The 8,453-nt window shown below is 35.6% G+C and carries 6 protein-coding genes and 4 pseudogenes; 5 read left to right on the forward strand and 5 right to left on the reverse strand.

Annotated elements, in window-relative coordinates; genetic code table 11:
* Window positions 1–276: hypothetical protein (locus BN1044_RS18030; protein ID WP_139130974.1), on the reverse strand; the 276-nt coding region annotated here is incomplete at its 3' end.
* 715 nt (window positions 277–991) lie between these two features.
* On the opposite strand from BN1044_RS18030, the pseudogene BN1044_RS23140 reads away from it, so the two are divergent.
* Window positions 992–1,218, forward strand: a pseudogene (locus BN1044_RS23140) (DDE-type integrase/transposase/recombinase); the annotation flags it as partial.
* A 78-nt stretch (window positions 1,219–1,296) separates the two neighbouring features.
* Here BN1044_RS23140 and BN1044_RS18040 read toward each other — a convergent pair.
* Window positions 1,297–2,148: pseudogene (locus BN1044_RS18040) on the reverse strand (DUF4158 domain-containing protein); the annotation flags it as partial.
* Between the two features lie 69 nt (window positions 2,149–2,217).
* Between BN1044_RS18040 and BN1044_RS23445 the strand changes: the two are divergent.
* A pseudogene (locus tag BN1044_RS23445) lies at window positions 2,218–2,373 on the forward strand (IS110 family transposase); the annotation flags it as partial.
* 454 nt (window positions 2,374–2,827) lie between these two features.
* On the opposite strand, the pseudogene cfa reads toward BN1044_RS23445, so the two are convergent.
* A pseudogene (gene cfa / locus BN1044_RS18050) lies at window positions 2,828–3,913 on the reverse strand (cyclopropane fatty acyl phospholipid synthase); the annotation flags it as partial.
* Between the two features lie 529 nt (window positions 3,914–4,442).
* Here cfa and rpoH point away from each other — a divergent pair.
* The 3 genes from rpoH to BN1044_RS18065 all read left to right on the forward strand — a co-directional run bounded on the left by rpoH (window position 4,443) and on the right by BN1044_RS18065 (window position 6,142).
* Complete coding sequence (rpoH, locus tag BN1044_RS18055; protein ID WP_072309841.1) at window positions 4,443–5,288, forward strand: RNA polymerase sigma factor RpoH; 846 nt, start codon at window positions 4,443–4,445, stop codon at window positions 5,286–5,288.
* A gap of 21 nt (window positions 5,289–5,309) precedes the next feature.
* Window positions 5,310–5,510, forward strand: a complete 201-nt coding sequence (locus BN1044_RS18060) for a putative selenium delivery protein YdfZ (protein WP_072309842.1) — start codon at window positions 5,310–5,312, stop codon at window positions 5,508–5,510.
* Window positions 5,511–5,608: 98 nt separating this feature from the next.
* Window positions 5,609–6,142, forward strand: coding sequence for a helix-turn-helix transcriptional regulator (locus tag BN1044_RS18065; RefSeq protein WP_040046853.1), 534 nt, complete (start codon window positions 5,609–5,611; stop codon window positions 6,140–6,142).
* A 529-nt stretch (window positions 6,143–6,671) separates the two neighbouring features.
* Here BN1044_RS18065 and BN1044_RS18070 read toward each other — a convergent pair.
* Window positions 6,672–7,820, reverse strand: coding sequence for a mechanosensitive ion channel family protein (locus BN1044_RS18070; protein WP_046450520.1), 1,149 nt, complete (start codon window positions 7,818–7,820; stop codon window positions 6,672–6,674).
* 340 nt (window positions 7,821–8,160) lie between these two features.
* The coding region (locus BN1044_RS23620) for a hypothetical protein (RefSeq protein WP_072309843.1) at window positions 8,161–8,453 on the reverse strand (293 nt) is incomplete at its 5' end.

Here is an 8,453-nt window from a genome sequence, read left to right on the forward strand (position 1 = left end):
CAGGGACAATGAACAGTAACGCTGGCCATGATCAATGTGATGCTCCATTAGTTTATCAGATAACGCATTATCTAACTTATATGATGAAGAAGTATATTTATAACCGGCATACCTATATGATGGGTAACTATATTTATAACCTGCATAATTAAATAAGTCGTAACCTGTACTATGGTTTTGATATGCATGTTTTATTTCGGTCACATTAGCAGCAAGCATTAACATTGAAGATATACCAATGATTGGTAGAATTTTTTTTGCAAATATCATCAACATCACAAACTCCTTTCACTCGCTAACATTTAATTAAATAATATACACAAATGAAAGAGGGAAGATATGTCGTATATATCTTTTTTTTGTAGGTCGTGAGTGACGCACGTAAGAATTGCACTACATAATAGTATTGTTACATACTAATTATGTCCCATCTCACATCTTATCAAACTATTTACAACAGCTAGATATAATACCAGTGCATTTTTTAAAATCGAATTATTATTGAGAGGGTAAAGATTACTCGCAATTGTTAATATGTATTTATATAACATAGTCAACAGATAGGAAAGCACAGCTAATAAATAGAATAGTTCTTTAATTTCCTATAAATACTCGTGATGACGTCACAAAAACCTCGCTCAGTAACGAATACTTAATGGAAGTTTCTAAAATTGCACGTCGAGTAAGATATTCATACGTGTTTCAGCAACTAACTATCTTTAAATAATACATAAACATCTTGCAGATATAAGTTAATATCATAAAGAATGAATAGTGATAACTTACCTAGAGTCTAAAAATTAACATCCATACCAAATTAGATCTCTACATCACATAGACTTTCATTTCTGATTTCCCAGAGATAATGCGAACATATTACAATAGTAGGTAATTCCACCTCCTTGTTTGAGTTCACTATCAACATTTTTGATACAACAGGAAGAAAATCGACGTTAGCACTGGCCACACTCAATATCGTACACCGGCGAAAGGGATGATTACCGTCAGGCAGAGCAAATACCTGAATAATCTGGTTGAACAGGATCACCGAATATAAAATGTCGAATCCGATCAATGTTGGAATTCAAATCATTTCGTCGAGCACAGACGATATTAGCGGGCATTGAGTTAGTCCACATGATACGCAAAAAGCATCGTCAATATTCCACTGGAGGGAGTTTATCACCCGCGGAACAATTTGATCTGTTGGCTGCATAAAAAAGGCAGCGTAACTTTTGCTGACTTGCCTACGGTAATGCGACAGAGCCCTATTGCCTGCCCGACGGTAACGTATTATTTCAGTTTGCTCTGAATCAGCTTTCCATTTTGCTGGAGTCGTTCGGCCTGAGTGCGTTTTGCCCTGCTGAACAGACTGCCCAGAATATGCTCGTGTAGATCAATAACTTCGTCAGTCAATGTGGCTCTGGCTTCAAATATGATACAAACCAGTGAGGCATAACGGCGAACATTCGTGAATTTTGCCAGATCCCGACGACTCATTTTCCTGCCTTCGCGTGCGAGTTTCAGGAGCCGATTCTGGTGCACGGAAAGCGCAATACCGTCAGGTAGTGCCAGCGACTCTATCGTATTTAGCCGGTCGATATGTTGCAGAACATTTTTACCGTTTATTTTCCCCTAGGATGAAGCAGTCAGACCACCCGTGAAGGTTGTTCCACCTCAGATACCTGCAGACGGTCCGGTGCCGCTGCCCTGCGCGGTCAGCGCTGAAAAAACAGCCCTGTCGGCAAGCGTTGTTGCTTCAGCTAGGGTTCGTTCAATCACCTCAATAGAGGGAAAAATAACCTTACTATTGTGGAGCCAGGGGAGCATTTCCTCCGCGAGTAAAAAAATCTGTCTATCCGCATGGCGTGGGGATACAGGTGGCGAATACAGTTTTTTTGCTGCCCCCAGTTAAAGGGAGATCATTCCGGACAGCGGTAGAGTTCAGCCAGATGCTCCCAGCGTGTGACCTCTCTTGATGTGTACTCAGCCCAAAGATCATACTGAAGTTTTAAATGAGCCGCTAGACGGGAGACAACTCCGTCGTGAGGTGAAATACTTTTGTCTGGAAGAAATTCTGGCCTTCACAAATAGCAAAGTAAATTAGCAAAGCCGCATGCGGTTAGATGGCTTGCGATGTTTATTAATACTAATGAGATGGTCACTCCCTCCTTCCCAGTACTATGCTGAGGACAGGCTTTCATTCGGAGAACTATCATGGAAAACATTGCGCTCATTGGTATGGATCCGGATTCATTGCCAAGACCGTCGTGGAAAGGCTATTTACCGTAAAAAATTTACCCGGCCAAAGTTAATCGAATTTTGGTGGTATGTTCCGCTATAACCATCGCAATGGAAGTCTGTGGCGGTTCTTTTTCTGGAGGTTTATCAGGCGTGGAATTCATCGAAGCGTGGGAATTAAATCTCATTCAGACGCCGGATAGATTCAAGCAAGCCAACTTATCGTCATATTCGGTGTTGCAAAAACGGGAATGACAATAGTACGCTTAGTTTTCTTGTTCATTAAATCATCTGTTTTATGTTGAGGTAAGAATATCACCTTTACTCAGGTTCCCAAATTTACTGTGCCACTACAAGAGCACTTAGCACAAGAATTCACGTTTCAAGCAGAATAACTAGATATTTTAAAAATTCCGCCGTACGTCTTGTAAGAGTCCCCATCTGAAGTATACCTGAAACTAAATTCCGTACTGTCATGTAGTGGCACTCACGGACAATAACCACTCAGCGCTATAAACGGCGGTGAGCAGTTACTCCGGTCAATCATCACTGTAATGATGTTATTAAGCTTTATTTTAAAAAGTATTTATCTTGGGACACGTAATCCACCATCAATACCTCGGGTAAAAACAACTTGCCATAGCTGAATATTTCGAGCCCTAAATGCTCCTGCACATGACTTAAGATAATATGTGAACATGCGTCTAAATCTATCACTATATTCATCCTTTATATCAGGCCATATAAATTCAAAATTTTCATACCATGCCATCAGCGTTTTATCATAGTCAGAGCCGAAATTGTGCAGATCTTCCATAACAAAAAATGGCTCACTTGCTTCAGCTATTTGCTTTACTGAAGGTAAACATCCATTAGGGAAAATATACTTATTAATCCAAGGATCTACATTAATTTTAGTTTCATTCGAACCAATTGTATGTAATAAAAAAATTCCATTTGGTTTTAGGTTTTTATTTACCATGGTGAAATATTCATCATAGTTTTTTGGCCCTACATGTTCAAACATGCCAACAGAAACTATTCTGTCAAACTCCATATCTAGCTCTCTATAATCTATAAGCTCAATAGAAACGTCTAGACATTTACAGCGCTCAATTGCCAAGTCTCTTTGCTCTTTTGAAATAGTAATACCAAAGACTTTTACTCCATAGTTTTGTGAGGCATAGGCAGCAAGCCCCCCCCAGCCACAACCGATGTCGAGTAATGTCATTCCTTTCTTTAGCTTTAATTTTTCACAAATCAACTTTAACTTATCCGACTGCGCATCTTTGAGATTATTGGCATTATTCCAATAACCACACGAGTATTGCATATAAGGATCTAGCATTTTGTTAAATAAATCATTACCCAAATCATAGTGTTCTTTCCCTACTATCCAGGCCCTTTTGCGAGATTGCATGTTAAAAATTTTTGCAGCAAAGATTCTAAATAAATCTTTCATATTGATTTTTATTGACTCATCAGCTTTACTTTTTATTATTCTACACATGAATTCATCGAGTTTATCACTATCCCACCAACCATCCATATAGCTCTCACCTAATCCTAGTGAGCCTTCCTGAATTACTCTTTTGAAAAAATCATCATTATATACTTGGATGTCATAGTCTCTATCTCCATTAATCTTTATCCCAGCTTGAGACAACAGATCTCTGCATGTCTTATACCACATAGATGTTTCATTAATTTTTGTTTTATCGATAGTTTTATTGTTCATCTCAGCCTGCATCAGTAAATTAACCACTCAAATACCAGAAGTTTTAGAGTGGTTTTAATTTTTAAATTAAAAAAACAATTGTCATCGCATACACTAATTGCGCGCCAATAATATTGATGTAAATATTAAAGTTATTGATCGGAATCAAAAAAACCGTACTACCTATAAAACAGATATCAATATTTCCGGCATTTCGAATTACCGGTAAAATAAAAGAACGGAATCCCGAATATATATTTATAATTATGTTCAAGTGTTAGCACATCATAAATATGAGCATTACAAGTTTGTATTCATAGGAGCAATTAATATAATGCCAGCACCATATAGATTAAGAGTTGAATTTTACATGAATAAAACGCGATGAATAAACCATGAATATGATTCATTCCTTAAAAGTTAATAATTATTAGCACTCATAATCTTAGTGCATGGTACAAGCATAACCATATAGGATTTTTTAATGTGTATACTGAATGGTGAGTTATTTGTTAAAAACCACGACTCTCTTTATTTATATATGAACACGATAAAATACTATCCTAGATTAAGTGCCGATGAAGAGAGAGCGTTAGTCGAAGAGGCCTATTCACATGGCGATTCATACGCAATTAAAAGGCTTGTGTTATCACATCTACGCTTTGTCGTATATATTGCAAAGGATTATAAAGGGTATCATCTTCCGCTGATAGACTTGATTCAAGAGGGAAATTTAGGACTAATGAAAGCGATTGATCGCTTTGATCCAAAACTAGGTATTCGTCTAGCCTCATTCGCTATTCATTGGATAAAAGCAGCTATTCATGAATATGTTCTTCGGAACTGGCGAATTATTAAAGTTGTAACTAAAAGATCTCACCGGAAATTATTTTTCAACTTACGGAAATCACAACAGCATCTAGGTTGGATGACTAAAGATGAAGTAGACATAATTTCAAAAAAACTAGAAGTACCTGAACAAGATGTTATTGATATGGAATTGCGATTATCAGCAGCAGATATGGCATTTGAAACAGGTAGCCATGATGACAACGTATTAATTTTGTCTCCATACTTACACGATAGGAACTCAGATTTTGCTAGTGATATCGAAGCTAATGATTGGAAAAAATACTTATTACATAAACTAGGATCAGCAATGAATGATTTAGACAAACGAAGTCAGCATATCATTCATTCTCGCTGGCTAAATGACAAGAAACTTACGCTGCATGAGCTAGCAAAAGAATATGGTGTCTCAGCTGAAAGAATAAGGCAATTAGAAAATAAGGCGTTAAGAAAGCTTCGTGTATCAATAGAGAATGACTAATAAATTATTTGGTGGGATTTTATGTTGAATGCTTATGATAGAAATAGAAATTTGTTGCATGTCGGAGATAATGTCATCTTAAATGGAACATGCAAACTGCTTACGATAAAGAAAATTGATGATGATAATATTCCGATTTCAAAAATAAGAGCTACAAAGTGTATTTCATGCTGTAACGATGATGCTCTGTACTCTCCTCAAGATTTAATACTACTAAGATAGTTAGAAGTGCTATTTCTTAATTGAAGATAAATTAATAATTTATGGCATGAAATCATATGAGTTTCTTTCTATAAAAATTATGTTTCCCAAGGTATGATATGAAACATTTAGTTCTAACTGATGATATTTTATTATTTCAGGCGTTCACTCATATTTGTGATAATCCAACATGGATAAAGTCAAATGAAATAGGGTTTTATTTAAGATGCATGTCTTTTGATGAAATGATCGTTTTTGTAGATGACAGAATCGCAAACGTGAATGTATTAGCTATAAGCACCTATTTTAGATCAAAGGATAAGTTAATTAGAATTTCTTTCTCTGAAAGAGCTATTACGAATGTACCATTTATGCATACTATTATTTCACGCCAACCGCTATCTAATTTTTTCAGTTCTGTTAAAAATATAGATGTGTTCACAAATGATAAATTAGAGACACCATCTGACTATCTGACATACCGTGAAGCTCAAGTTATTTCCTTAATAATGGAAGGTAAAAGTATATATTCGATATCATCTATCTTGCAGATAAATCCAAAAACTACGTATAGATTTAGAAGTAATATCATAACTAAGTTTGGTTGTAAGAACTACATTGATTTTTGCAAAAAAGTAACACTCGGAGTCTAAGTTCATCCATATATATATTTGTAGATTGAGGCTATTGAACATGAGCTATTCGATTCAGTGAAAGGATGTCAGTTGTCCAGCGCATGCATCCGTACTGACAAAATAGTATGTAAATATTGCATTGATGCTATATATTAACGATGAAACTGATAGCAAGGAGTAAAACCCATTTCGTAATTGATTGATAGTTGGTGTTATTTTTCTCTTGAGAATTACCACGATACCCAAGATAATGCTATATATCATTGAAATAACTGCTCTAATAATTATGTATACATATAAATCACATAAGCTGAGCATGTCTTTATCGAAAAGATAGTGGTGAACTCACATATCATGCGTTTAAGATTACTCAGCAATTTGCATGCTTAGTGGCTTCGTCATTGTCAATTAAATCTCTACTTTTTATTATGCAAAGAAGGATACTGACTAAAAAAACATGAGTTATTATATGCTCAATTATACAAAAAAATGACCGAGCTATTTTCCACCGAGGTAATAGAGAGTACCGTTTTTTCATTATTTCCAGCTATGAAATATCATGAACTTTTAGGTTAAATAATGTTATTGCACTAATTATATGGGATAGGATTTCTGTCTGCAATTTTTCGTAAGCCACCCATTCTGTCAATTCGGTGAAAGCATATAGTTCAACTGGAAGTCCATATATCGTCGGCTGTAACTGACGAACCATTAGGGTCATATTCTGATGGATAGACTTATGTTGGGTCAAATATTCATTTGTATATTTCTGAAATAGTTCAATATTGGTATTATAGATATTTAAATCAATATCATTTAGCAGTGTTAACTCTGCTTTATTGATGATGGAATTTTTTTCTTCAGGACTCAAAAATTTTATGGTTTTAATGTCTATATTTATGTATCGCTGTATCCGCCTAGCCCTGTTTTCGTCCATATAACGCCAATTTTTGAAAGCTTCCGAGACCAATGTGTAAGTTGGAATTGTTGTAATTGTATTGTCGAAATTAAGAACTTTGACCGTAGTCAATCCAATATCTTGGACAACCCCATTTGCCCCAAGTCTATCAAGTTCAATCCAATCCCCCGTAATTAGCATATTGTTGGCGGAGAGTTGTATACCCGCAACTAAACCAAGGAGGGGATCCTTAAATACTAATAACAATACTGCAGCGACAGCACTTAATCCACTAAGAAGAATAAATGGTGACTTATTCAATAGAATTGAAACCAAGAAAATAATATAAAGAAGCGCACCAACTAACTTCAGAGTCTGCTCAATACCACGATAAGGTAATACTCTAATTTTTTTGTTGTTATTTAATAAATCGAAGCTAAGATCTATAAAAGAGTAAAACGTAAGTAGTGCAAATGTCAGCATCCATATATGAGAACCCGCTATAATGATACCAAGAATTTTCCCCCCAGATACTTGAACCAGTGATAGCTGAGCCGATAAAATCCCACCCTGAAAAGTTAGCACCGCGTAATGAAATAGATGATGATGAGTAACAAATTTAAGGTGCGATGATTGATGTTGCTCCGCTTTTCTATTTAAGTATGGGAAGACTATATAATGCGCAAAGTAATGCAATACAATAAAAATGATCACTACGCGGATGACTGGTATATCACCATCTAGAAACGTAGTGTTTATATATTGAAAAAACTCATTGCTTTCAATTGATTGTATCATTATCAAGTTCTATAAATGATCGTTTTTACGTACTAACTATTTTATAGTTAGCTCCTCTAGTGGTCGTGAGACGTTAATTTGTCAAAAACATTATAGACCACATTATTACATATTATATGTTCTATTTTCAATATTATCTCATCCACTCATTGTTATATAACTATCAGTTATGACAGCATTCACACCTTCTTTCCATAAGTGAATATCTAATAGTTAATCTTGCTGAAAATTACTTTTTTAGCATTAAAAAATCACTCCCATTAACAATCTTAAATAATGCTATATTTTCAATGTAGTGTACTTATCCCTTATAAGAATAATATTGCAATTCAATTAGCTATTATTTTCGTTTTATCTTGCAGCTCTTCATAAACTCCGCATCTCGGCTTTTAATGACCTCCGCCGTTTTGTCATCAACATCGACGGGAACCCCCATATCATTCCAAGCCGATACGCTTAAAATGCGGTATGAGGATAATATGCCCTTAACGGGGATCCTAAATTCCAACGAGCCATTGGCTTTTATTGGGCCAAGATTCGCTATTTTCGCACCGCTTGGCACACAGTTTTTATCAATTGTGATATAAGTCACCGCGCTATATGGCAACGTTTCTGAGCTGTTATTTTCCATAG

This window comes from Hafnia alvei, assembly GCF_900095695.1.
GTDB classification, from domain to species: Bacteria; Pseudomonadota; Gammaproteobacteria; order Enterobacterales; family Enterobacteriaceae; genus Hafnia; species Hafnia alvei_B.

Bases quoted from the DNA above. Each gene is read 5' to 3' on its own strand.
- rpoH (WP_072309841.1), top strand. From the start codon at position 4,443: ATGTGTATACTGAATGGTGAGTTATTTGTTAAAAACCACGACTCTCTT.
- BN1044_RS18065 (WP_040046853.1), top strand. From the start codon at position 5,609: ATGAAACATTTAGTTCTAACTGATGATATTTTATTATTTCAGGCGTTC.
- BN1044_RS18060 (WP_072309842.1), top strand. From the start codon at position 5,310: ATGTTGAATGCTTATGATAGAAATAGAAATTTGTTGCATGTCGGAGAT.
- BN1044_RS18070 (WP_046450520.1), bottom strand. From the start codon at position 7,820: ATGATACAATCAATTGAAAGCAATGAGTTTTTTCAATATATAAACACT.